This window comes from Actinomycetospora sp. CA-084318 (genome assembly GCF_050955885.1).
GTDB lineage: Bacteria > Actinomycetota > Actinomycetes > Mycobacteriales > Pseudonocardiaceae > Actinomycetospora.
Map to the genome: position 1 here is coordinate 3,730,241 of NZ_CP192098.1, position 22,257 is coordinate 3,752,497.

A 22,257-nucleotide genomic window follows, 5' to 3' on the forward strand; every position below is an offset into this window, starting at 1 on the left:
CCCGGTTTCCCGGAACCGGGTCAGTGCTCCCGGCCCGCCGGGACCTCGACCATGTCGTCCTCCTCCATGTCCGCGGTGACCGCGGCGGAGGTGTCCGGCACGCGCAGGTCCTTGGCCTTCTTGTCGGCCATCGCGAGCAGGCGGCGGATGCGGCCGGCGACGGCGTCCTTGGTCATCGGCGGGTCGGCGAGCTGGCCGAGCTCCTCCAGCGAGGCCTGCTCGTGCTGCACCCGCAGGCGGCCCGCGGTGATCAGGTGGTCGGGCACCTCGTCGCCGAGCAGCTCCAGGGCGCGGTTCACCCGGGCGGACGCGGTGACGGCGGCCTTGACCGACCGGCGCAGGTTGGCGTCGTCGAAGTTGGCCAGGCGGTTCGCCGTCGCGCGCACCTCGCGGCGCATCCGGCGCTCCTCCCACTGCAGCACCGAGGAGTGGGCGCCGATGCGGGTCAGCAGCGCGCCGATGGCGTCGCCGTCGCGGACCACGACCCGGTCCGCACCCCGGACCTCGCGCGCCTTCGCGGCCACGCCGAGCCGACGGGCGGCGCCGACCAGCGCCATCGCCGCCTCCATGCCCGGGCAGGTGATCTCCAGCGCCGACGACCGGCCCGGCTCGGTGAGCGAGCCGTGGGCCAGGAACGCGCCGCGCCACGCGGCCTCGGCGTCGCACACCCCGCCGGAGACGACCTGCGGCGGGAGCCCGCGCACCGGGCGCCCGCGCGGGTCGAGCAGACCGGTCTGGCGGGCGAGCGAGTCGCCGTCGGACGCGACCCGCACGACGTAGCGGGTGCCCTTGCGCAGGTTGCCCTGCGAGAGCACGTGCACCTCGGGCTGGTGGCCGTAGAGCTCGTGGATCTCGCGGCGCAGGCGGCGTGCGGCGTTGCCCGTGTCGAGCTCGGCCTCCACGACGACGCGGCCGTTGACGATGTGCAGGCCACCCCCGAAGCGCAGCAGGGCCGACACCTCGGCCCGCCGGCAGCAGGTCTTCGTGACGGCGAGCCGGCTCAGTTCGTCCTTCACCGCAGCGGTCATGGCCACCGTAGGTCCTCCTCGTCGTGGCGGTAGGCGCCGTCGGTGGGCGTGAAGAACACGTCCGCTCCGAGCCGGCGTCGTGCCGCTCTCCCCCAGGTCTCGACGCGCGCGTCCCACTCGTCGTCGGGCACGCGCTCGCGCGAGGCGGCACTGCCCGCCGCCTCGCGCAGGGCCCCGGCCAGTGCCACGGCATCGTGGCGCGGGGCGCCGTCGGGTTCGCCGACGGCGGTGAACAGGGTGGTCGCGCCGAACGCCTCGGCGCCGCGGCGGAGCCGGTCGGGCTCCGGCGTCGCGTCCGGGTCGGCGATCACGACGTCGAGCCGCAGCCGCGGGGCGTGCTCCGCCAGCGCGTCGAGGTGCTGCTCCGGCGAGAAACCCGCGGTCTCCCCCGGCTGCGGCGCCAGGTTGAGCACCAGGACCCGGCGGGCGTCGGTCTCGGTGAGCGCGGTGAACAGCTCGGGCACGAGCAGGTGCGGCATCACGCTGGTGAACCACGACCCGGGGCCGAGGGTCACCACGTCGGCCGAGCGGATCGCGGCGACCGCCTCCGCGCACGCCTTCGGCCGCCGCGGCACGAGCCGGACCTGCCGGACGTGGCCCGGCGTCGTCGCGACCGCCACCTGCCCGCGGATCCGGTGCGCCACGTCGTCGTCGCGCGCGGCCGACGAGGAGATGCCGAGTCCGGTGACGTCGGCCTCGATGTCGACCGGGACGGTGCTCATCGGCAGCACCCGACCCCGGACGCCGAGCAGCCTGCACGCCTCGTCGAGCGCGGCGACCGGGTCGCCGAGCACGTCGAGCAGGCCCGCGAGCACGAGGTTCCCGACGGCATGTCCGGCGAGGGCGCCCGAGCCGCCGAAGCGGTGCTCGAACAGCCGGCGCCAGGCCGACACGTCGGTCGGGCCGGCGTGGTCGCGCTCGGCGAGGGCGTCCAGCGCCATTCGCAGGTCGCCCAGCGGGAGGATGTCCAGTTCACGACGAATCCGGCCCGAGGACCCGCCATCGTCCCCGACCGTCACCACCGCGGTCACGTCGTCGGTCAGCCGGCGCAGCGCCCGCAGCGTCGCGTGCAGCCCGTGCCCGCCGCCGAGCGCGGTCGCGCGGAACGGTGAGCCGGGACCGTCGTGCCCGTTGCCGTTCGTGCCGTAGGTGGTCATTCGCGGCCCACGTCCCGGTGCGAGACGGTGACCCGCACCCCGTCCTCGCCGGCCATCCGTCGCGCGATCTCCTCGGCGATGGCCACGCTGCGGTGCTTGCCGCCGGTGCAGCCGATGGCGACCGTCAGGTACCGCTTGCCCTCGCGCCGGTAGCCGACCCCGACGATGCGCAGCAGCTCGAGGTAGCGGTCGACGAACTCCGCGGCGCCCTCCTGGGTGAGCACGTAGTCGCTGACCACGGCCTCGCGCCCGTCGTGCTCGCGCAGCTCCGGGATCCAGTGCGGGTTGGGCAGGAAGCGCACGTCGACGACGAGGTCGGCGTCCTGCGGCAGCCCGTGCTTGTAGCCGAACGACAGCACGGTGACGCTCGAGCCGACCTCGGCGGCGCTCTCGTGGAACGCCTCCTCGATCGCCTTGCGCAGCTCGTGCACCGACCGGTTCGAGGTGTCGACGACGAGGTCGGCGAGGTCGCGCAGCGGCGCCAGCAGCTCGCGCTCCGCGTCGATCCCGTCGACGAGGCGGCCGTCGCCCTGCAGCGGGTGCGACCGGCGGTTCGACTCGAAGCGCCGGATCAGCACGCTGTCGTCGGCGTCGAGGAACACCACCCGCGGGCGGGCGCCCCGGGTGTCGAGCTCCTTGATGGCGGCGCCGAGGTCGGCGGTGAAGGCCCGGCTGCGTACGTCCATCACGACGGCGATCCGGGTCACCTGCCCCTGCGACCGCGCGCCGAGGTCGACGACGGTCTCGAGCAGCTCCGGCGGCAGGTTGTCGACGACGAACCACCCCAGGTCCTCGAGGACCTTCGCCGCCGTGCTGCGTCCCGCCCCCGAGACGCCGGTGATGATCGCGACCTCCACCCCGCCGTCGGGTGCGGTCCCCCCGTCGGTCACGACGCCTCCCCCTGCGTGTGGTTGAGGGCGTCGAGCACCGCTTCCGCGGTCCGCCTCCCGACGCCGGGCACCTCGGTGATCTCCTCGACCGTCGCCGCCCGCAGCTTCTTCACGGACCCGAAGTGCTTGATCAGCGCGGTCTTGCGCGTCGACCCCAACCCGGGCACCCCGTCGAGCTCCGAGGTCGTCATCCGCGTCGAGCGCTTCTGGCGGTGGTAGGTGATGGCGAAGCGGTGCGCCTCGTCGCGCACACGCTGCAGCAGGTAGAGCGCCTCGGAGGTGCGCGGCAGGATCGCCGGCATCTCCTCGCCCGGCAGCCACACCTCCTCCAGGCGCTTCGCGAGGCCGCACACCGCGACGTCGGTGATGCCGAGCTCGGAGAGCACCTCCTGCGCGGCCGCGACCTGCGGGGCGCCGCCGTCGACGACGAGCAGGTTCGGCGCGTAGGCGAACTTCCGCGGGCGCCCCGTCGTCGGGTCGATGCCCGGCAGCGGCCCGTCGATGTGGGCCGGGTCGAGCTCACCGGAGGCCGGGGAGCCGTCGCTGGTCTCGCCGGAGCAGGACGTGGACGTCGGGTCGTGCTCGCGCTCGTCGGCGGTCTCGCGCAGGTAGCGCTGGAACCGGCGGCGGACGACCTCGGCGATCGCGGCGACGTCCCCGCCCTCCGCGCCCCCGCGGATGGCGAAGCGGCGGTAGTCCGACTTCTTCGGCAGTCCGTCCTCGAACACGACGAGGCTCGCCACGACGTCTGAGCCCTGGACGTGGCTGACGTCGGTGCACTCGATGCGCAGCGGCGCCGAGTCGAGCTCCAGGTACTCCTGGATCTCCTCGAGGGCCGCGCTGCGCGCCGTGAGGTCGCCCGCCCGCTTGAGCTTGTGCTGGGTGAGCGCCTCCTTCGCGTTGCGCTCGACGGTCTCGGCGAGGGTGCGCTTGTCGCCCCGCTGCGCGATCCGCAGGCTGACGCGGCTGCCCCGCAGCTCGGTCAGCCACTGGGCGAGCGCGGCGTGGTTCTCCGGCAGTGCCGGGACGAGCACCTCGCGCGGGACGGGCTGCACGGCGTCGTCGGCCGAGCCGGCCAGCGCGGCCTGCTCGCCGTAGAACTGCGAGAGGAACTGGCCGGTGAGGACCTCGAGCGAGTCCTCCTCGCCCCGCTCGACGACCCAGCCGCGCTGCCCGCGGACCCGGCCGCCGCGCACGTGGAAGATCTGGACGGCGGCCTCGAGCGGGTCGAGCGCGAACGCCACGACGTCGGCGTCGGTGCCGTCGCCGAGCACCACGGCCTGCTTCTCGACGACGCGCTTGAGGGCTCCCGCGTCGTCGCGCAGCCGGGCGGCGCGCTCGAAGTCCATCTCGGCCGACGCGGCCTGCATGTCCTTCTCGATGCGGTTGATCAGCTGGTCGGTGTGGCCCGCGAGGAAGTCGCAGAAGTCGAGCACGATCTGGCGGTGCTCCTCGGCGGACACCCGCCCCACGCACGGGGCGGCGCACTTGCCGATGTAGCCGAACATGCACGGCCGCCCGATCTGGCCGTGGCGCTTGAACACGCCCGGCGAGCAGACCCGGGCCGGGAAGACCCGCGTGAGGAGCTTGAGCGTCTCGCGGATCGCCCAGGCGTGGGCGTAGGGCCCGAAGTAGCGCACGCCCTTGCGGCGGGGGCCGCGGTACACCTTGAGCTGCGGGTACTCCTCGTTCAGCGTCACCGCGAGGACCGGATAGGTCTTGTCGTCGCGGTAGCGGACGTTGAACTGCGGGTCGTACTCCTTGATCCAGTTGTACTCGAGCTGGAGCGCCTCGACCTCGGTGCCCACGACCGTCCACTGCACGGCGGCCGCGGTGGTCACCATCCGGCGCGTCCGCGGGTGCAGTCCGGAGAGGTCGGCGAAGTAGGAGTTCAGGCGGCTGCGGAGGCTCTTGGCCTTGCCGACGTAGATCACGCGGCCGCCCGCGTCGGAGAACCGGTAGACGCCAGGCGCCTCCGGGATGGTTCCCGGGGCGGGGCGGTAGGTGCTCGGATCGGCCATGGCGAGCACCAGCGTAGGCGTGTCTCCTCAGCGTGTCGGCGTGCACCCAAGCGGGTGGTGTCGGCGTGTCGTTCGGCGTGTCCCGCCCCGAGACACTTGCGTTCCGGTGTGTCGGCTTGCGGCCTCAGCGGTCGGGCGTCGGCTCCCGCAGCCACTCCTTGCGGCGCCGATCGAGCGTCCGGTGGTACCGACGGTCACCCCGCGACCGCGCGCGTTTCGCGAGGAGGTCGGTGAGCTCGAGGAGGAAGCGGTCCACGGCGTCCCGCTCCGCGTCGGTCAGATCGGCGGCCGCGGCGGCCAGCGGGCCACGGATGTCCTGGAGCGAGGTCGCGACCACCTCGGCGGTGCCCTCGGCCCGGGCGACGTCGACGTACCCGCGTCCGTACGGCGTCCGGTCCACCCACGTCCTCGCCTCGAGCCGGGCGGCGGCCCGTGACGCGGCGGCATGGCTGATCGCGACGCGGTCGGCGAGGGCCGACAGCCTGAGCACCGGCGTGACTCCGAGGACCTCGACGATCGCCATCTCGGTGGGGTCGAGGCCGAGCTCGACCGCGTTCGCCCGGTGCAGGGCCGTGGCCATCGGGAGGAGCCGCCCGAGCACGAGGTCGGCGAGGCGGGCGCACGCGGGGTCGTCCTCCGCCGCCCACGAGCGGTACCACCAGGGGACGATCGAGATGTCGGGCACGCGGTCGACGGTAGGAAGGCCGACGCGCGGTCGGGTGCCGTTCGGGACGAACTGCTCCGGATGCCGCACCGGGTCGTGCGCGACGCACACGGCTGGGCGGCCGCACCCCTTGTCGGACGCGTGTTGCGGGACGCGCACGGCCGGAGGGCCGCACCCCTCGTCGGGCGCGTGTTGCAGGACGCACACGGCCGGAGGGCCGCACCCCTCGTCGGGCGCGTGTTGCGGGACGCAGCGCGGGCGTTGGCGGGTCGCTGGTGCCGGCCGTGTGCGGGACGCAACGCGGCCGTCGGGGCGGGTCGCCGTTGCCTGCTGTGTGCGGGACGCAATGCGGGCGTTGGGGCGGGTCGGTAGTGCCGGCCGTGTGCGGGACGCAGCCCGGAACCGGAGACGGATCACCGGTGCCGGCCGTGTGCGGGACGCACCGACCCGTCGTCGGGAACGGGCTACTTGGTGTCGAGGACGAGGAAGCCCTCGGCGTAGCGGCGCTCCTCGGGCGGGGTGCCGTCGGTGCACCAGCCCGCGGCCTTGGCCTGCGCGTAGCCCCACATCTGCATGCGCTCGGCGAGGTCGGTCATGTGGGCGGTCTGCGACTCGTGGGCGCGGAGGGCCTCGATCTTGCGGTCGAGGGTGTCGGTGATGTCGACGTAGAGGTCGGCGCCCTCGCCGGGGTTGGCGATCCAGGTCTCCGGCACCGTCCAGGCCTCGAGGCCCTCGTCGGCGAGGAGCTCGGGGTGGGCGAAGGGGTTGCGGGCGTCGGGGTAGATCGCGCACATGGCGGCCTCGCCGGCGGCGATGTGGTCGGGGTGGCTGCCGTAGGTCGAGCGCAGGTTGCGGGTGGGCGAGGGCACGACGCAGCGGTCGGGGCGGCGCTTGCGGATCACGCGGGAGAGGTCGCGGCGCAGCTCGTGGGTGACGTAGAGCCGGCCGTCGGGGTGGCCCAGCCAGTCGATCTCGCCGACGCCGTAGACGTCGGCCGCGGCACGCTGCTCCTTGCGGCGCAGTTCGGCCATCTCGACGCGGCCGACGGCCTCGTCGAACCCGCCCGCGTCGCCGTCGGTGACGATGCAGTAGTCCACGGCGTCGCCGTCGGCGATCCACCTCGCGACGGATCCGCCGCTGCCGAAGTCGATGTCGTCGGGGTGCGCGACGATCATGAGGATGCGAGCCACGGTGCCCGTTCTACCGGGTCAGGCGCCGAGGCGCCGGTAGAGGGGACGCAGCGCCTCGCGGGCGTCCACCCCGTCGACCGTGACGCCGAGCGGTGGCATCTGGTCGAGCAGCTCCTCGGAGTTCCCGGCGGCCTGCCCGCCGACGTCGGGCAACGGCCCCCCGGCGGTCCAGAACCGGTCGACGACCTGGGCGAGCGGGGTGACGGCCGGTCCGCTGTCGTCGCGGCGGTCGCGGATCCCGGCGAGCAGGGTCGCCCGGTCGCGCCCGCGCCAGCGCAGGATGACGAACGGGTCCTCGTCGAACCGCTCCGCCACCAGGTACGCCACGGCCGCGAGGTGCTTGCACGGCACCGACCAGTCCGGGCAGGAGCAGTCCATCGGCATCTCGCGGGCCCCCGTCGGGAACAGCGAGAGACCGACGCGGCCGAAGACCTCCTCGAGGTCGTCGGGCACGGTGCCGCCGAGCAGCGACGCGGCGTACCAGGAGTCGGCGGCGAACGCGCTCTCGACGGCGTCCCAGGCCTCGTCGGCGAAGGTCGTGATCCCGATCCGCGCGCGGTAGGGCTCGGCGCGCGACCCCTGCACCGTCGCGACGACCTCCCCCGGGTCGATCGCGAGGTCGATCACCTGGCCGGCCCGCGCGTAGGTCTTCCCGCGGTCGAGGCGCCCGCCGACCCCGAGCTTCTCCAGGACGGCGAGGAACCGGCCCGACCACCACGACTCCCCGATCGCCCCGCGCCGGCTCTTCGCAGCGATCCCGTCCTCGACGGCGATCCGCCTGCCGTACTCGGAGAAGCTCGCGGGCGGCTCGGGGAACTTCTCGCGGAACGGTTCCTTCGGGCGGCGGCGTCTAGGCGGCATCGTCGTCGAGCCCCTCGTCGTCCTCGTCCGCCGTCGCGTCTGTCCCCAGGGACACCATGCGGCGCAGCTCGTCGGTGGACAGGCCGGTGAGCCAGTCCGGGTCGTCGCCGCCGTCGCCGATCACCCGACCGGCGAGGACGCGCTTGCCCTCGATCAGCTCGTCGATCCGCTCCTCCACGGTGCCGCCGCAGACGAGCTTGCGGACCTGCACGGTGCGCTTCTGCCCGATCCGGAACGCGCGGTCGGTGGCCTGGTCCTCGACGGCCGGGTTCCACCAGCGGTCGAGGTGGATCACGTGCTGCGCCGCCGTGAGCGTGAGCCCGGTCCCGCCCGCCTTCAGCGACAGCAGGAACAACGGCGGGCCGTCGTCGGACTGGAACGACTCGACCATGCGGTCCCGGGCCCGCCGCGTCGTCCCCCCGTGCAGCCACAGCACCTCGACGCCGAACCGGCGGGCCAGGTACGGCGCGAGCGCGTCGCCGAACTCGGTGAACTGCGTGAACAGCAGCGCCCGCTCCCCCGCGGCGAGGATCTCCGCGACAATCTCCTCGACCCGCGCGAGCTTGCCGGAGCGCCGGGCGAGCGGGGACCCGTCGTGCAGGAGCAGGGCCGGGTGGTCGCAGACCTGCTTGAGCTTCGTCAGCGCCGCGAGCACCTTGCCGCGCCGTTCGATGCCCTCACGTCCCGCCGTCTCCAGGCCGCTCAGCGTCTCGGTCATCTCGTCGACGACCACCTGGTAGAGCGACGCCTGCTCCGCGGTGAGGCTGCAGCGTTCGACGGTCTCGATCTTGTCGGGGAGGTCGTCGACGACGGTGCGGTCGGTCTTGACGCGTCGCAGCAGGAAGGGGCGCACGGTCGTCTGCAGGCGGCGCGCGACGTCGGAGCGGCCGTGTCGCTCGATCGGCACCGCGTAGCGGTCGCGGAACGCGGTGACGCTGCCGAGCAGGCCGGGGTTGACCGCGTCCATGATCGACCAGAGCTCGGCGAGCCGGTTCTCCACGGGGGTGCCGGTGAGGGCGAGGCGGTGCTCGGCGTCGACGGTGCGGACCGCCCGGGCCGCCCGCGACCGGTTGTTCTTCACGAGCTGCGCCTCGTCGAGGACGAGCCGGTGGTAGCGGTGGCGGGACAGCTCGGCCACGTCGCGGGTCAGCGTGCCGTAGCTCGTGACGACGAGGTCGGCGGCCGCGAGCACGGCGGTGAGGTCGCCCGTCGCGCGGCCCGCCCCGTGGTGCACGACGACGCGGAGCCCCGGGGTGAACCGGGCCGCCTCCCGCTGCCAGTTCCCGACGACGGACGTGGGTGCGACGAGCAGCGTGGGCGGCAGCGACCCGTCGTCGGGAACGCGCTCGTGCGCCTCCAGCGCGAGCACCTGCAGCGTCTTGCCCAGCCCCATGTCGTCGGCGAGCACCCCGCCGACGCGCAGGCCCGCGAGGAAGGCCAGCCAGGAGACGCCGCGCCGCTGGTAGGGGCGCAGGGTGGCCTCGAGGGCGGGCGGGTCGTCGAGCAGCTCGAGGTGGGCGTCCGCCGCGCCCGAGAGCAGCGCGCCCAGCGACCCGGCCGCCGTGACGTCCTCGACGGGCAGCGGCGCGGCCCACTCGGGCGGCAGGTCGTCGTGATAGGCCGAGTGCAGCGCGAGGACGTCGCCGACCGTGCCCTCGGTGGGTGCGCGGTCGAGGAACTCCAGCCCGGCCCGCAGCCGCTCGGCGTCGACGGCGACCCACCGTCCGCGCAGGAACACCAGCGGCGCCTTGGCGTGGACGAGCGCCCGCATCTCCTCGTCGGACAGCGGCTCGCCGTCGACCGCGAGCTTCCAGGCGAACTCGACCAGTTCCTCCTTGCGCAGCCGCCCGCGCAGCGCGACGACCCCCTCCGGCCCGGCACCGCCGGTGGCGTTCGCCGTGATGCCGAGCCGGGCGGGCTGCGACCACCAGCTGGGCAGCAGCACGCCGAACCCGGCGCGGTCGAGCGGTGCGGCGACCCGGAGCAGGAAGTGGTGGGCGCCCTCCCGGTCGAGCTCCATCCCCGTCGGGCGCGGCACGCGCAGGGCGTCGGTCAGCTCCGGGTAGATCGCGGCGGCGCGGCCGAGCTCGGCGAGCAGCATCTCGCTGGGGTCGTCGAGCCAGCGGCGCAGCGACCCGGCGTCGCGCCAGATCGACTCCGCCGTCACGCGCAGGCTGGCGTCCTGCGCCGACTGCAGGGAGAACTCGAGCCAGAACCGGGGTTCGCCCTCGACCGCGTGTCCCAGGTCGTCGACGACGATCTCGGTGAGCCGGAAGGTGCCGCGTGCGGGCCCGGCGTGCGGGGCGCCGACGACCTCCCAGCGGGCGAGGCCGGGGTCCAGGTCCCCGCGGGAGGTGGCGTCGAGGAGGGCGGAGGGGACGGGCTCGGCGCGGAGCCGATGGCGGGCCTCGGCGTCGACCAGCGCGGTGAGCGCCTCGGTGACCAGCTCGGCCGGCTCGGGACCGATCCCGTCGGCGACGGGTCGCCCGTCGACGGCCTCGGCGCGCACGGCCGGTGGCAGCGCCGCGGCGAACGCGTCGGCCGCGACCAGGTCGGGACCCTGGAGCACGGGGCGCCAGCCGAGCGGGTCGTCGTGCTCCGGATGCGGGGCGGGCAGGACGCGGCCGCGCCCGACCAGGTCGGCCGCGAGCCGCCCGAGCGCCCGCAGCACCCCGAACTCCCCGCCCTCCCCCGGCAACGGCTCGGAGCGCAGCAGGACGTCCGGGTCGAGCTCGAGCACCGGCACCGTCCACGGGGCGAGCGCGGTCGGCGGGTCGGTGCCGTCGGAGGGCACGGGCTCGCGGGAGGCGCCGGACGGACCGTCGGTGGAAGGCAGGTGCAGGACGGCCTGACCTTCCGCGCCGGCCGTGTTCAGCGCCGCGGCGACGGCCCGGAGCTGCTCGTGGTCGGCCGCGAACGGGTGCGGGCGGGCGCCGCGGGCGCGGCTGCGGGTCGAACCGCCCGCGCGCCGCGCCGGGTCCTCGGCCCAGAGGCACAGCCCCCGGCCGGGCGACCACGCGGCGTGCAGCGCGAGCATCTCGGCCCCGTCCTCCTCGTCGCTGCGTCCGGTCTAGGCGAACTGCACCTGCCCGTTCACGACGGTCGTCGCGACGGGGGTGAGCCCGCTCTCCGCCGGGCCCTTCTTCAGGGCGCCGGACGTGGCGTCGAACTCGCTGCCGTGGTTCGGGCAGGTGATGGTGCCGGCCTCGGGCGGGTCGACGGTGGTCCCCTGGTGGGGGCAGGCGGCGTCGAAGGCCTTGATGACGCCGGGCTGCGGCTGGGTCAGCACGACCGGCCCGTTCGGCCCGTCCACCACGGTCCCGCCGCCGACCGGGACCTGCGCCACCGGGACGCCGCCCGTGGCCGGAGCGGGGGACGTGCCTGCTCCGGTGGTGGCGCCGCCGGCCGGGGCCGCGGTCTCCCCGGAGGAGCAGGCGGCGAGGGCGGCGGGGGCGGCCAGGGCGACGACGAGGCCGCAGAGGGCGCGGCGGCGGGTCAGCCCGGTCGGGGTGGTGGACGGCTCGGTGGTCACGGGTGGGGCCTCCGTCGGGGTCGCGGTGGTGGTCGCGGCTGGTCGTCGAACCTACTCGGGGCGCTACTCGGGCAGGGCGAGCAGCCCGGCGACGACGTCGTCCAGCGTCTCCGCCACGACGTGCGGACGGAGTACGGCGTCGGGGACCAGGCCCTCGAGCCGCTCGCAGTAGCCGCCCAGCAGACCGGCCGCCACGGCTCCGTGCACGTCCCACGAGTGCACCGCGACCAGCGCCGTCCGGGCCGGCTCCACCGAGCCCCGTCCCATCGCTGCGCCCGCCCGGCCGACCCGCTCCACGGCGAAGTCGTACACCCGCCGCGGCGGCTTGAACGAGGCGATCTCCTCACAGGAGAAGACGTCGTCGAGCAGGTCGCGCACGCCGGCGTTCTCGAGGGCAGCGCTCGCGGTGGCGGCCGAGCCGTGGGTGAAGCCGTAGGCGGGAACCCCGGCGTCGCGCAGCAACGTGAACGCGGCGCGGACGTCGTCGTGGACGGGCAGCTCGCGGAAGCCGTCGAGGACCGAGGCGACCTGGTCGTCGTCGAGGTCGCGCCCGCTCGTGCGGCGCAGCATGTCGGTGGCGACCGTCCGGAACGGCGGCGCCTCGCCCGCGAGCGTCATCGCCATGCCCTGGTGCAGCAGCCGGGCGAAGAACAGCTCCAGCTCGTGCCCCGGGCGGCCCAGCGCGACGAACCGCGGGCGCAGGCCCTCCAGCTGCAGGCAGGTCTCGAAGAGGTCGAACAGCACGACCTCCGGACGGCGGGCGGGCGCGGTCTGCGGGGCGGTCACGGGCGCCCATCGTGCCGGGTGCGGAGGGGGTCGGCGCGTCGGAATCCGCGCTGTGCGGGACGCAACGCACGAGCGGTGGGACACGACCTGCCCCGGCCGTGTGCGGAACGCAACGCACGGGTCGGGCGGGACACGACCCGTCGTCAGGAACGGGCGAGCTCGGCGTTGACGCGCGCGGGCCAGGCCGGCCCGCCGTAGACGAAGCCGGTGTAGGACTGCACGAGCGTCGCGCCGGCATCGAGGCGCCGACGGGCCTCGGCGGCATCGGCGATGCCACCGACGGAGACGATGGTCAACCGGCCGCCCACCCGCGCGACGAGCCGGGCGAGGATCGCGCGCGCCGGCTCCACCAGCGGGGCGCCGGAGAGGCCTCCGGTGCCCGCGGCGTCGACCACGGCGGGGTCGGAGCGCAGGCCGGTGCGGGACACCGTCGTGTTCGTGGCGACGAGGCCGTCGAGGCCGGCCGCGACGGCCAGGTCGGCGACCGCGTCGACCCCGTCGTCGTCGAGATCGGCCGTGATCTTGACGAGCAGCGGCGTGGGACCGATCTCCTCCCGCACCGCGGCGAGCAGCGGCTCGAGGGCGTCGACGCCCTGGAGGTCGCGCAGGCCCGGGGTGTTCGGGGAGGAGACGTTCACGACGACGTAGTCCGCGTGGGGGCCGAGGGCGCGGGCGGAGTAGCGGTAGTCGGCGACCGTCTGCTCCGGCCCGGTGGCGGCCTTCGACTTCCCGATGTTGACGCCGAGCACGGTGCCGAGGGGCCCGCCCGCCCGGAGCGCGGCCAGGCGCTCGGCGACGGCGTCCGCCCCGGCGTTGTTGAAGCCCATGCGGTTGACCAGCGCGCGGTCGTCGGGCAGCCGGAACAGGCGCGGCCGCGGGTTGCCGGGCTGCGGGCGCGCGGTGACGGTGCCGATCTCGACGGCACCGAACCCGAGCCGGGCGAGCCCGCGGATCCCCTCGGCGTCCTTGTCGTAGCCCGCGGCGACGCCGAGCGGCGACGGGAACTCGAGGCCCATCGCGTGCACGGCGAGCGAGGGGTCGGGGGCCCGCTCCGGGAGGACCGGTGTGGCCGCGGCGAGGGCGCGGATCCCGATGCGGTGGGTCCGCTCGGCCGGCACGCGCACGGCGACGTGCCGGAACAGCGACTCGTACAGTGTCACGGGGCGTACTTCGCGTAGAGGTCCCGCAGCCCCTTCACGGCCTGAACGGCGTGGAGCTTGTCCACGGCCTGGATCGCCGAGACGACCAGGTACTCGTCGTCGGGCAGGTCGAGCCGGGCGAACTGGGCGCCGTCGGGGAAGCTGATCCCGACGACGTCGGCCCACGCGACCCGCCGCGTGAGGATCGTCGCGCGGACCTCGACGCCGCCCGCGCCGGCGCGCAGCCGGGGGCGGGTGAACAGGAGCGCGCAGCCCGCGAGGATCAGCCCGAGGACGACCATCGCGACCTGGTCGGCGGGCCGGAAGTTGAAGCCGGCCGACTCGACGTACACCAGCAGCGCGCCACCGGCGAAGAACGCGAACAGCAGGATCGCGAGCACCCACGCGACCCACCGGATGCGGCGCGGACGGATCTCGAGCTCGACCGGGCCGAGGTCCAGGCCCTCCGGCGGGACGACGACCGGGGAGTCGGCACTCATCGCGCGAACCCGACCGGCGCGCGGTGGGTGCCGTCGCGCAGCTGCTTGAGCGTGATCGCCGCGTCGAGGGCGGCGACGACCGCCTCGAAGCCCTTGTCCTCGGTGGACTGGGGCGTGCCGGCGCGCTCCCAGGCCTGGTCGAGGTTCTCCGTGGTGAGCACCCCGTTGCCGACCGGTGTGCGCTCGTCGAGCCCGACGCGCAGCAGCCCGGCCGTCACGGCGTCGCACACGTAGTCGAAGTGCGGCGTCGCACCGCGGATGACGACGCCGAGCCCGACGACCGCGTCGTGCCCGGCCGCGAGGCCCTGGCAGACGACGGGCAGCTCCATCGCGCCCGACACCCGGACCACCGTCGGGTGCTCGACGTTGCCGCGCTCGGCCGCGAGCAGGGCCCGCTCGAGCATCGTCTCGACGATCTCGGCGTTCCAGCGCGTGGCCGCGATCCCCAGGCGCAGGCCGGTGGCGTCCGGCACCGCGAGGTCGGGGCGTCCCTGCGTGCTCATGCGCCGGACTCGCTGCTCGCCAGGCCCGCCTCGTAGACGTCGAGCCCCTGGAGGTCGTGCCCCATGCGGTCCCGCTTGGTGCGCAGGTAGTGCAGGTTCTCCGGGGTCGCGCGCAGCGGCAGCGCCACCCGGTCGAGGATCGTCAGGCCGTAGCCCTCGAGCCCCGCGCGCTTCTCCGGGTTGTTCGTCAGCAGGCGCATGCTCCGGACGCCGAGGTCGGCGAGGATCTGGGCGCCGGTGCCGTAGTCGCGGGCGTCGGCGGGCATGCCGAGCGCGAGGTTCGCGTCGACGGTGTCCGCCCCCGCGTCCTGCAGCTGGTAGGCCTGCAGCTTGTGGATCAGGCCGATCCCCCGGCCCTCGTGGCCACGCACGTAGAGCACCACCCCGCGGCCCTCGGCGGCGACCGCGGCCATCGCGGCGTCGAGCTGGGGGCCGCAGTCGCAGCGGCGGGAGCCGAGGACGTCGCCGGTGAGGCACTCGGAGTGCACACGGACCAGGACGTCCTCGCCGTCGCCGAGGTCGCCGTAGACCAGCGCGAGGTGCTCGATGCCGTCGAGCAGCGAGTCGTAGCCGTAGGCCTCGAACTCACCGTGGACCGTCGGGAGGTGGGCGTGGGCGACCTGCGCGACCTGCTTCTCCGACCGGCGCCGGTAGGCGATCAGGTCCTTGATCGTGATGAGCGCGAGGTCGTGCTCGTCGGCGAACACCGCGAGCTCCTCGTAGCGCGCCATCTCGCCGTCGTCCTTCTGCGAGACGATCTCGCAGATGGCGCCGGCGGGCTCGAGCCCGGCGAGGCGGGCGAGGTCGACGGCGGCCTCGGTGTGCCCGGGACGCCGCAGGACGCCGCCGTCGCGGGCGCGCAGCGGGACGACGTGCCCGGGGCGGGAGAGGTCGGTGGCGGTCGACGCCGGGTTCGCGAGGACCTGGATGGTCCGTGCGCGGTCGGCGCCGGAGATACCGGTGCCGATGCCCTCGCGCGCGTCGACGGACACCGTGTAGGCGGTGCCGTGCCGGTCCTGGTTGATCGAGTGCGCGGGTGGGAGGTCGAGCCGGTCGCAGGCCTCGCCGGTCAGCGGCACGCAGATGTAGCCCGAGGTGTAGCGCACCATGAACGACACCAGTTCCGGCGTCGCCATCTGCGCGGCGAAGATGAGGTCGCCCTCGTTCTCGCGGTCCTCGTCGTCGACCACGACGACGGCCTTGCCCGCGGCGATGTCCTCGATGGCCCGCTCGATGTGCTCGAAGCCGTCCACGTGGTTCATGCTCCCGACTCCGTCCGATGATGCTGCTCCGGCTGCAGCGCTCCCGTGCCGAGCAGCCGTTCGACGTACTTGGCCACCACGTCGACCTCCAGGTTCACGGTCGCCCCGACCGCACGCGACCCGAGGGTCGTCTCGGCGAGGGTGGTGGGGATCAGCCCGACGGCGAACCCGTCGTCGTCGACCTCGGTCACGGTGAGGCTCACGCCGTCCACGGCGATCGAGCCCTTCTCGACGATGTAGCGGGCGATCCCGACCCCGCCGTCCGCCGCCCGCGGCGTGCTGAAGCGGACCGCGGTCCAGTGCTCGGACGGCTCGACCGCCGCGACCGTGGCCGTGCCGTCGACGTGGCCCTGCACGATGTGCCCGCCGAGCCGGGCGCCGGCCGCGAGGGCGCGCTCCAGGTTCACCGGGGTGCCGGCGGCCGCGGCCGCGAGGCTCGAGCGGCGCAGCGTCTCGCCCATGACGTCGACGGCGAAGGAGTCCGGCTCCGGGTCGACCACGGTGAGGCACACGCCGTTGACGGCGATCGAGTCGCCGGGCCGGGCGTCGGAGACGACCAGCGGACCGCGGATGCGCAGCCGGGCGGCGTCCGCCTGCGGGGTGACGTCGACGATCTCGCCGACCTCCTCCACGATGCCCGTGAACACTCCTGGCTCCCTCGCCCGTCGTCTCCGGTCGTCGCCCGTCTGAACGATCGACGTTGCCTGCATCATCCTCGCGCGGTCGTCGCCCACCGGGTCCCTTCCCGGTGACAACCGCCACCCTTCAGGTTACTCGCGAGTAGTCAGTGAACGGTGCGGGGAGACCGCGGCCGCCTGCTCGCGCAGCGCCGCGACCGCCCGGGCCGGGTCGTCCGCCCCGTAGACCGCGCTGCCCGCGACGAAGCAGTCGACGCCGGCCTCGGCGGCCTGCTCCACGGTGTCCGCGCTGATCCCGCCGTCGATCTCCACGAGGACCCGCAGGTGCCCGGTGTCGACCAGCCGCCGCGCCGTCCGGACCTTGTCCAGCACCTCGGGCATGAAGCTCTGCCCGCCGAACCCGGGCTCCACGCTCATCACGAGCAGCGTGTCGTAGTCCGCGAGGACCTCGATCCAGTCCTCGAGCGGGGTCCCCGGCTTGATGGACAGCCCGGCGAGGGCGCCGGCCGCACGGAGGTCCTTCGCCAGCTTCCGCGGGTCGCGGGCGGCCTCGGCGTGCACGGTGACGTTGTGGGCGCCGGCCTCGGCGTAGGGCGGCGCCCAGCGGTCCGGGTCCTCGATCATCAGGTGGCAGTCCAGCGGGATGTCGGTGGCGCGCAGCAGGCTCTCCACGACCGGCAGGCCCAGCGTCAGGTTGGGCACGAAGTGCGCGTCCATGACGTCGACGTGCAGCCAGTCGGAGCCGTGCACCGCCGCGGCCTCGTCGGCGAGCCGGGCGAAGTCCGCGGACAGGATGCTGGGCGCGATGAGCGGGGCGGGCACGTCCCCAGTCTCCCGCACCCGTGATCAGGCGGTTCGCCGCAGGGTCGCGCAGTACATGGCGTCGGTCCCGTGCCGGTGCGGCCAGAGCTGCACACCCGGCCCCGTCCCGACGTCGGACCCGGTCAGCTCGGGCAGGCTGCCGGCGGTGTCGAGCACCTCCGCGCCGGTCGCGGCGGCGACGGCCCGGACCACGTCGACCGTCTCCTCCGGGTGCGGCGAGCAGGTCGCGTAGGTGACGACCCCGCCGGGGCGCACCCGCCCGAGGGCGTGGGTGAGCAGGTCGCGCTGGAGCGCCGTGAGGTCGGCGACGTCCTCGGGGCGGCGGCGCCACCGGGCCTCCGGGCGGCGGCGCAGCGCCCCGAGCCCGGTGCACGGCGCGTCGACGAGGACCCGGTCGTAGGCCGCCTCGGGCAGCGCGATCTCCCGGGCGTCGCCGGTGTGCACGCGCACCGGCAGGCCGGCGGTGGCCTTCTCGACGAGGGCCGCGCGGTGCGGGGCGCGGTCGACGGCGTCGAGGGTGGCACCGGAGATCGCGGCGAGCGCCCCGAGCAGGGCGGCCTTCCCGCCGGGGCCGGCGCACAGGTCGAGCCAGAACTCGTCGCGACCCTCGAGCGGCGCGCGGGCGGCGGCCAGGGCGACCAGCTGGCTGCCCTCGTCCTGCACCGCGGCGAGCCCTTCGCGGACCGGCTCGAGATCGCCCGGGTCGCCGCCCTCGGTGAGCAGCACCCCGTAGGGCGAGTACGGCGCCTCGTCGCCGCCGGTGATCGCGGCGAGCTCCTCGGCGCTGATCTCGCCCGGTCGCGCCGCCAGGTGGACCGCGGGCCGGGCGTCGTCGGCGGCCAGCGCCGGCTCGAGTTCGGCCTCCGGCAGGGACGCGGCGAAGACCTCGGCGATCCAGCGCGGGTGGGCGTGGACGAACGCGGCGTGCCCGACCGGGTCGGTGGCGGCGTCCGGGGCGAGCTGGGCGACCCACCCAGCCTCGTCGCGCTCGGCGACCTTTCGCAGCACGGCGTTGACGAAGCCGGTGGGCTTCGAGCCGGCCCGCGAGCGGACGAGCTCCACGGTCGCGCCGACGGCGGCGTGCGCGGGGATCCGGGTGCGCAGCAGTTGCTGGGCCCCGAGGCGCAGCGCGTCCAGGACGACGCCGTCGAGCCGGTCGAGCGGGCGGTCGACGCAGGCGGAGAGCACGGCGTCGAGCAGACCCTGTGCCCGGCACGCCCCGTAGGCGAGGTCGGTGGCGAGGGCGGCGTCGCGGCCCGAGACCCGCCGTTCGCGCAGCAGCCTCGGCAGCGTCAGGTTCGCGTAGGCGTCGTCCTCGCGGACGGCCCGCAGGGTGTCGAGCGCGGCCTCGCGGGCGGCGTCGCCCTGCGGCGGCCGGTTCGGCCCGGAGCGACCGCGCGGCGGACCCGACCGGTGCGGGCGTTCCGGCCTGCGGCGCGGCCCCTTGCCGGAGCGGTGGCCGCCGGGCGGGACGGAGCTGTCGGTCATGCCGTCCCCGTCGTCTCGAACCGCTCCCCCGCCGCGGGCTGCACGCCGCGGCTCCAGTCGACGGCGGGCATCATCGGCTTCCCGGCCGGCTGCACGGTGCCCAGCACGACGGGGGCCGCCGCCGTGCCGACGAGGACCCGCTTGCGCTCGACGACGATCTCGCCCGGGGCCAGGTCGTCGAACCCCGTCGTCGTGACGGGCCCGAGCTTGAGCCGGGTGCCGCGGAACCCGGTCCAGGCGCCGGGGGCCGGCGTGACCGAGCGGACGTGCCGGTCGATCGCCAGCGGCGGGTCGGTCCAGTGGACCCGGGCGTCGTCGACGGTGACCTTCGGGGCGACCGAGACACCCTCGGCGGGCTGCGGCACGGGCTGCAGCGAGCCGTCGGCGATCCCGTCGAGGGTGGCCGCGAGCAGGCCCGCCCCGCTGTGGCTGAGCCGCTCGAGCAGCGCGCCCGCGGTGTCGTCGTCGGCGATCTTCTCGGTGACGGTGCCGAACACCGGACCGGTGTCCATGCCCTGCTCGAGCCGGAACGTGCTGGCGCCGGTGATCTCGTCCCCGGCGCGGATCGCGGCCTGCACCGGCGCGGCGCCGCGCCACGCGGGCAGCAGGGAGAAGTGCAGGTTGACCCAGCCGTTCGTCGGGATGGCGAGGGCGGCGGGGCGCAGCAGATTGCCGTAGGCGACGACCGGGCAGCAGTCCGGCGCGATCGCGGCGAGGCGCGCGAGGAAGTCCGGGTCGGACGCCCTCGCGGGCGTGAGCACCTCCACCCCCGCCTCGTCGGCTAGCAGGCCCACCGGCGACCGCTGCAGCCGCCGCTTCCGGCCCGCGGGCGCGTCGGGCCGGGTGACCACGGCCACGACCTCGTGCGCGGTGCCCTCCAGCAGGCGGCGCAGCGAGGGCACGGCGGGTTCCGGGGTGCCGGCGAAGACGAGCCGCATCTAGCGGACGCCCCCGAACAGCGGGTTCGCCTTGTGCGCCGGGTCGGCGGCGTGCGGGTTCTGCTTGATGCGCGGCGGCGCCGTCGGGTCGAACCACTCGGCCTGGCGGATCGCCGCCATCGCCTCCTTGCGCGTCGCCGCGTCCAGCCGGTCGAGGAAGAGCACGCCGTCGAGGTGGTCGGTCTCGTGCTGGATCGCGCGGGCCAGCATCGCCGTGCCCTCGATCCGCAGCGGCTCGCCGTGCATGTCCCAGCCGGTCGCGACCACGTGGTCGAACCGCGTGCAGTCCCAGCGGAACCCGGGGATCGACAGGCAGCCCTCAGGGCCGGTCTGCGTCGTGTCGTCGAGGACGTTCCACGTCGGGTTGACCAGGTGGCCGTGCATGTCCTCGCCCGCGCGGTAGGTGAACACCCGCAGCCCCACGCCGATCTGCGGCGCCGCGAGGCCGGCGCCGCCCTGCTCCCGCATCGTCTCGTCGAGGTCGGCGACGAGCTGGCGGAGCTCCTTGTCGAACGTGGTCACCTCGGCGGCGCGCTCCCGCAGGACGGGATCGCCGAAGAAGCGGACGGGCTGGACGGTCACGGTCGTCCAGTCTAGGCGTGTGCCCGGTCCGGCCGATCCGGCGGCGCTCGCCGCGTCACCGTGAGGGGAGGATCCGGGCGCCCCACCGCCACGAGGGTTCCCCTCACGCCGGAGAAGGAGGGCGCTCAGAGCGGGTCGTGCGGGTCGAGCAGCACCCGGACCGGCTCGCGCTCCCGGCGGGCGCCCCGGACGGCCTGCGCCTCCTGCAGTGCCCGCGCGAGCTCGCGGCCGGCGGGCCGAGGCACGCGGACGAGGACCCGCTCGGCCCGCTCGGTGCGTTCGTCCGCGCCCGGCAGCCGGGTGCCGGGCGGCAGCTCGACGGGCCCGAGGACGTCGGCGTCGAGCGGGAGCCGGGTGGTGTCGACGAGGTCGCGCAGCGCCTCCGGGTCGCCGTCCAGGGCCGCCATCCGCACCGCGGGCGGCAGGCCCAGCTCGGTGCGGGCGTCCAGTTCCGCGCCGGCGAACCCGGCCGGGTCCCACCGGATCAGGGCCTGCACGGCGGGCAGATCGGACTCCGCCACCACGACCACCCGCCCGCCCGCGGGACCCGGGCGCACGAGCTTGGCGGCGGCGAACCAGCGCCGCACGGTGTCCTCGGCCGCGCGCAGCTCCGGGCGGGCGAGCAGGGCCGCGCCGTCGAGCAGGAGGGCGGCGCCGTACCCGTCGTCGGCGACCGGCTCGGCGCCCGGGGTGGCGACGACGATGGCGGGGGCCGCCTCGACCGTCTCCAGGATCGTGGCCCCGCCCCCGGAGCTGCGGACCACCGTCTGCGGGAAGGCCCGGCCGAGCTCCTCGGCGGTGCGGCCGGCGCCGACGACGGTGGCCCGCACCCGAGGCGAGGCACACGCCGGGCAGCGGTAGTTCGTGGCCGGGCGGCCGCACCACCGGCAGGTCGGCGGGGCGGGCACGTCGGCGGTGCCGGCGGGGATGCCGAGCGGCCCGTGGCAGTGCCTGCACCGGGCCGGTTCGCGGCACTGCGCGCAGGCGATGGCGGGGAGGTAGCCGCGGCGCGGGACCTGGACCAGCACCGGTCGGCCCGCCGCGAGCGCGGCGCGCGCGGCCTCGAACGCCACCGAGGGGATCCGGGCGGCGCGCGCGGTCGGGTCGCGCAGCAGCTGCCGCTCGTCCTCGCCGATCGCGGTGACGCGCGGGGCGTGCTCGCGGACGGTCGTGCGCTCGGCCGCGATCGGGTGCGCCCACCCGCTGCGTACCAGCACCTCGGCCTCCGCGGTGCGCGTGGTGCCGCCGACGAGCAGGGCGGCGCCGCTGCCGTGCGCGCGGGCGATGAGGACGTCGCGGGTGTGCGGGTAGGGCGCACGGGGCTCGGTGTGCGAGTCGTCCCCGTCGTCCCAGACCGCGAGCAGGCCCGGGTCGGGCACGGGCGCGAACGCGGCCGCCCGGGTGCCGATCGCGAGGCGCGCGCGGCCGCGCGAGACCGCCAGCCAGCGCCGGTACCGCTCGGCGGGCCCGAGGTCGGCGGCCAGCGCGGCGACGTGCTCCTCCCCCACCACCTCGATGCACGCCGCGTGCAGGCGGTCGAGGTCGCGCCGGTCCGGCACGACGATCACCGCGCCGCGACCCGCGGCCAGGGCGGCTCGCGCGGCCTCCGCGAGTCGCCGCGCCCAGTCCTCGCCCGGCAGCGCCTGCCACACCCCGTGCGCGGGCCGGTGGGCGGTGAGCGCCTCGAGGAACGCCGGACCGCGTGGGTAGGCGGCCCACCCCGGCCCGTCGTCGGGCGCCGGCGGCGGGACCGGCGACACCTCCTCGTCGGGACGGGGTTCCTTCTCCACCCGCGCGTGGCGTGGCGGCAGGGCGAGCCGCAGGACGTCGGCGAGCGTGCCGGCGTAGCGGTCGGCCACCGTGCGGCACAGCGCGGCGAGCTCGGGCGAGAGCACCGGCTCGGGCGAGACGACCTTCTCCAGCCACTGCAGCCGACCGTCGTGCTCGGTGGTCTCGGAGCGGGCCAGCACGTAGCCGTCGACGATCCGCCCGGCGAAGCGCACCCGCACGCGCGCCCCGACCACCGCGGTGTCGGCGAGCTGCACGGGCACGCGGTAGTCGAACGGCCGGTCGAGGTGCGGCAGCGGGACGTCGACGGCGACCGAGGCGACGGGGTCCTGCTCCGCGGGCAGCCGCTCGTTGTGCTTCGGGGTCTTCTTCTCGACGACGGGCGGTGCGGGTTCGGGCATCCCGGGCAGCGCCAGCAGCGCCTCGTCGCCCGGTGATCCGTTCACGGGCGCCGGTCTACCAGAGCGG

At 75.4% G+C, this 22,257-nt stretch carries 20 protein-coding genes; all 20 read right to left on the reverse strand.

The genetic code is table 11. From position 1 onward, the window contains the following. Positions 1-20: 20 nt before the first annotated feature. Positions 21-1,034 (reverse strand): DNA-binding protein WhiA, encoded by a 1,014-nt coding sequence (gene whiA / locus ACQPYX_RS18255; protein WP_433798721.1) that lies wholly within the window; start codon positions 1,032-1,034, stop codon positions 21-23. Further along, the gene (locus ACQPYX_RS18260) at positions 1,025-2,185 is read right to left on the reverse strand and encodes a gluconeogenesis factor YvcK family protein (RefSeq protein ID WP_433798722.1); all 1,161 of its coding nucleotides are present in this window, start codon (positions 2,183-2,185) and stop codon (positions 1,025-1,027) included. Before ACQPYX_RS18260 ends, whiA begins: the two co-directional genes overlap by 10 nt. Beyond that, positions 2,182-3,075, reverse strand: a complete 894-nt coding sequence (gene rapZ, locus ACQPYX_RS18265; protein WP_433798723.1) for an RNase adapter RapZ — start codon at positions 3,073-3,075, stop codon at positions 2,182-2,184. The genes ACQPYX_RS18260 and rapZ overlap by 4 nt, the downstream gene beginning before the upstream one ends. After that, on the reverse strand, positions 3,072-5,096 hold the full coding sequence (gene uvrC / locus ACQPYX_RS18270; RefSeq protein WP_433798724.1) for an excinuclease ABC subunit UvrC: 2,025 nt from the start codon (positions 5,094-5,096) through the stop codon (positions 3,072-3,074). Before uvrC ends, rapZ begins: the two co-directional genes overlap by 4 nt. A 124-nt stretch (positions 5,097-5,220) precedes the next feature. Beyond that, entirely contained in the window at positions 5,221-5,781 is a 561-nt protein-coding gene (locus ACQPYX_RS18275) for a MarR family transcriptional regulator (protein ID WP_433798725.1), read from the reverse strand. Positions 5,782-6,224: 443 nt separating this feature from the next. Then, complete coding sequence (locus tag ACQPYX_RS18280) at positions 6,225-6,950, reverse strand: PIG-L deacetylase family protein (protein WP_433798726.1); 726 nt, start codon at positions 6,948-6,950, stop codon at positions 6,225-6,227. Between the two features lie 18 nt (positions 6,951-6,968). Further along, positions 6,969-7,811, reverse strand: a complete 843-nt coding sequence (locus tag ACQPYX_RS18285; protein WP_433798727.1) for an SWIM zinc finger family protein — start codon at positions 7,809-7,811, stop codon at positions 6,969-6,971. After that, on the reverse strand, positions 7,801-10,848 hold the full coding sequence (locus ACQPYX_RS18290) for a DEAD/DEAH box helicase (protein ID WP_433798728.1): 3,048 nt from the start codon (positions 10,846-10,848) through the stop codon (positions 7,801-7,803). Before ACQPYX_RS18290 ends, ACQPYX_RS18285 begins: the two co-directional genes overlap by 11 nt. A 33-nt stretch (positions 10,849-10,881) precedes the next feature. Next, the gene (locus ACQPYX_RS18295; RefSeq protein ID WP_433798729.1) at positions 10,882-11,343 is read right to left on the reverse strand and encodes a Rieske (2Fe-2S) protein; all 462 of its coding nucleotides are present in this window, start codon (positions 11,341-11,343) and stop codon (positions 10,882-10,884) included. A 63-nt stretch (positions 11,344-11,406) separates the two neighbouring features. Further along, a complete protein-coding gene (locus ACQPYX_RS18300; RefSeq protein ID WP_433798730.1) occupies positions 11,407-12,129 on the reverse strand; it encodes an HAD family hydrolase in 723 nt (240 codons plus the stop codon). 143 nt (positions 12,130-12,272) lie between these two features. Next, positions 12,273-13,289, reverse strand: coding sequence for a quinone-dependent dihydroorotate dehydrogenase (locus ACQPYX_RS18305; RefSeq protein ID WP_433798731.1), 1,017 nt, complete (start codon positions 13,287-13,289; stop codon positions 12,273-12,275). Next, positions 13,286-13,768, reverse strand: coding sequence for a PH domain-containing protein (locus tag ACQPYX_RS18310; protein WP_433798732.1), 483 nt, complete (start codon positions 13,766-13,768; stop codon positions 13,286-13,288). Before ACQPYX_RS18310 ends, ACQPYX_RS18305 begins: the two co-directional genes overlap by 4 nt. Then, positions 13,765-14,271, reverse strand: a complete 507-nt coding sequence (ribH, locus tag ACQPYX_RS18315) for a 6,7-dimethyl-8-ribityllumazine synthase (RefSeq protein WP_433798733.1) — start codon at positions 14,269-14,271, stop codon at positions 13,765-13,767. Before ribH ends, ACQPYX_RS18310 begins: the two co-directional genes overlap by 4 nt. Continuing rightward, complete coding sequence (locus tag ACQPYX_RS18320) at positions 14,268-15,533, reverse strand: bifunctional 3,4-dihydroxy-2-butanone-4-phosphate synthase/GTP cyclohydrolase II (protein ID WP_433798734.1); 1,266 nt, start codon at positions 15,531-15,533, stop codon at positions 14,268-14,270. The genes ribH and ACQPYX_RS18320 overlap by 4 nt, the downstream gene beginning before the upstream one ends. Further along, complete coding sequence (locus ACQPYX_RS18325; RefSeq protein WP_433798735.1) at positions 15,530-16,180, reverse strand: riboflavin synthase; 651 nt, start codon at positions 16,178-16,180, stop codon at positions 15,530-15,532. Before ACQPYX_RS18325 ends, ACQPYX_RS18320 begins: the two co-directional genes overlap by 4 nt. Positions 16,181-16,303: 123 nt before the next feature. Beyond that, positions 16,304-16,993 (reverse strand): ribulose-phosphate 3-epimerase, encoded by a 690-nt coding sequence (gene rpe / locus ACQPYX_RS18330; protein ID WP_433798736.1) that lies wholly within the window; start codon positions 16,991-16,993, stop codon positions 16,304-16,306. A gap of 24 nt (positions 16,994-17,017) precedes the next feature. Beyond that, positions 17,018-18,481: an RsmB/NOP family class I SAM-dependent RNA methyltransferase gene (locus ACQPYX_RS18335; RefSeq protein ID WP_433798737.1), complete on the reverse strand. Its 1,464-nt coding sequence runs from the start codon at positions 18,479-18,481 to the stop codon at positions 17,018-17,020. Next, positions 18,478-19,419, reverse strand: coding sequence for a methionyl-tRNA formyltransferase (fmt, locus tag ACQPYX_RS18340; protein ID WP_433798738.1), 942 nt, complete (start codon positions 19,417-19,419; stop codon positions 18,478-18,480). Before fmt ends, ACQPYX_RS18335 begins: the two co-directional genes overlap by 4 nt. After that, positions 19,420-20,001: a peptide deformylase gene (def, locus tag ACQPYX_RS18345; RefSeq protein WP_433798739.1), complete on the reverse strand. Its 582-nt coding sequence runs from the start codon at positions 19,999-20,001 to the stop codon at positions 19,420-19,422. It abuts the gene before it with no gap. 125 nt (positions 20,002-20,126) lie between these two features. After that, the gene (locus ACQPYX_RS18350) at positions 20,127-22,235 is read right to left on the reverse strand and encodes a primosomal protein N' (RefSeq protein ID WP_433798740.1); all 2,109 of its coding nucleotides are present in this window, start codon (positions 22,233-22,235) and stop codon (positions 20,127-20,129) included. Positions 22,236-22,257 lie beyond the last annotated feature (22 nt).